This is a genomic window from Moorena sp. SIO3B2 (assembly GCF_010692525.1).
Taxonomy (GTDB): domain Bacteria; phylum Cyanobacteriota; class Cyanobacteriia; order Cyanobacteriales; family Coleofasciculaceae; genus Moorena; species Moorena producens.
In genome coordinates this window covers 1-2,274 of sequence record NZ_JAAHHE010000684.1, presented here as the reverse complement: position 1 = coordinate 2,274, position 2,274 = coordinate 1, and the positions used below count along the sequence as shown (strand labels likewise).

Sequence of the window (2,274 nt, the reverse complement as noted above, 5' to 3'; positions counted from 1 at the left end):
CCAGTAGTAGCACTGCCATATTCATGTCCATTCGCAGTCAACTCAAGCTTAAGTCCGAAGTGTGAAGGGAGTGCGTTCGCGTAGCGTAGCCCTTTGGGCTAATCGCCTTTGGCGCGGCTGAGGCCTTTGGCCACGCTTCGCGAACGCCGATCGCAGATCCCAGAATTGACCTTTTCAAGGAACTCGGTTATCCTTAGCACTCCTTCGGACACATCTTGAGGGCTTTTAGTAAAGTTGACGCGCAAAAAACCGGGGTCGGTTTCAGCAAAATCCGTTCCCGGAGCAGTGGCAAGTGCATAGTCTTTGGCTAATATCGATGCTGCTTTCATGGAGTCCATACCTTCAGGCAGCAGTATGATACCATAAAACCCCGCCTGGGAATTTCTGATTACAGGGACAGAGTAGCGATCGCAAGCCGCTAAGAACACCTTGTGGCTGCGACCCAGGTAGCTTCGATGAGCCTTTAGCAGCAGCCGGGATCTCTCTAGCAGTCGTTCTGTTAACAGCTGTCCGGGAAGATTCGGGCAAATATTCAACAATACTTTCATACTCTCGGCAGCTTCAGCTAAGCTTGATGGTACAATCACAAAACCGATACGCAATCCCGGAACGGCAAAAGACTTGGCAAATCCATTGACAATGAAATGTTCCCCAGGCAGTTGCGTCCCACTGGGAGCAAAATCCCCCGCGAAAGTCATTAACTGGTAAACTTCGTCGAAAATTACTGGAATGCCGAATGAAGCAATTTCTGCTAGCATTTCCCGACTAGCTATATTTCCGTGGGGATTTCCCGGAGAGTTGACGATTATAGCAGCGGTTTTGGCAGTTATCAAATTCCGCAGTCGGTGGGGTGAGAGGTTAAACTCTGCATCCAGGGGTGCCGATATCGGAATGCCACCAAACATCTTCACGATTCGCGGATAGGCCGCATATCCGACGGCTGGTATAATGACTTCGCTACCTCGGCGCACCAACAGCCCCAATGCTAAGACTAATGCACCAGTCGCCCCATCAGTTATCAATATCTGTGCCGCTGGGATATCTATACCTAAGGTCGAGGCGTAAAAGCTGCTAATTTTTTTCCGCAGTGACATCTGTCCGCTAATATCCCCGTAACCTAGTACTTTTTCTACTTCAGGAGCCTGTAAAGTCAGGTCAACGTATTCTTGAATTGGGAAGTCCGATTGACCAAAAGCTAGAGAAATCGGTCGCCAGTGGGATTGGTTTCGAGCTAACAGAGTCGAAATCTTGTCAATTCCCATGGGCCGAAATGTTAGTATTGGGGTTGGCATTGATGAAACTTGGGATCGCTTTAGTACTCCTTTAAATTACCAGTTAGTTGTTCAAATCAATTGCGAATAATTGTTTCAGAGTTATTACTAATTAGTAAACCTTGATGTTTTCCATTTTTATCAAATGGAGTGAAGGAGGCAGGATTCCCCGTATTTTTTTGTGTATTTGAATATGGCCTAATTTTTCCTAGGGTAAGTTGGGTGGGAGTATGTCACTATAAGAAGAATCGAGTCGATCGAGCAAACGGCGATTAGCTTCCCATACGAGTTGGAATTCTCGGTTGTTCTGGAGGAATGGACCCTCGAACTGCTTTGCTGTATGTTCGCAAATCTCAGGTGGTGGTATTATCGGCTTGGCGTTACTACTTAATACATTAACCTGAATCTCGCACGCCTTATTCAGGTAGTACATATAGAAGAATGCTTCCGCTACTGTTTCACCTACAGTTAAAAGACCATGGTTACGGAGGATTAAACATTTCTTGTCTCCCAGAGATGCCACCAGCCTTTCTCGCTCATCCAGGTTAAGTGAGATGCCCTCATAATCATGGTAGGCAACCCGATTATAAAATTCCATCGAAATTTGGTTAAGGGGCAACAAACCCTCTTCCATCGCAGCAACAGCCATGCCACTAACAGTATGGGTGTGGATGATTGCATGGGCATTAGGGCAACCTAAATGAATAGCACTGTGTATAGTAAATCCGGCTGGATTTACTTCCGCGTCTGCCTGGTCAATTTTGTTGCCATTAGCATCCACTGGAACCAAATTTGATGCACATATTTCGTCAAACATCATACCATACGGATTAATGAGGAATATTGGTGGCTCCTCTTTAATCCGCACGGAAATATGGGTGTATATCATGTCTGTCATCCCATAATAGTTAATCAAGCGGTAAGCAGCAGCAAGATCTACACGTAACTGTCGTTCTTCTTGGGAATAAAAGGTAGTTATGGAATTATTTATATTAGAGTTTTT

2 protein-coding genes are annotated in these 2,274 nt (G+C 45.6%); both read right to left on the bottom strand.

The window, feature by feature from the left end:
• Positions 1–98: 98 nt before the first annotated feature.
• Positions 99–1,262, bottom strand: coding sequence for a pyridoxal phosphate-dependent aminotransferase (locus tag F6K38_RS39795; protein WP_287360401.1), 1,164 nt, complete (start codon positions 1,260–1,262; stop codon positions 99–101).
• A gap of 217 nt (positions 1,263–1,479) precedes the next feature.
• A partial coding sequence (locus F6K38_RS39790; RefSeq protein WP_287264001.1) for a class II aldolase/adducin family protein occupies positions 1,480–2,274 on the bottom strand: 795 nt, incomplete at its 5' end.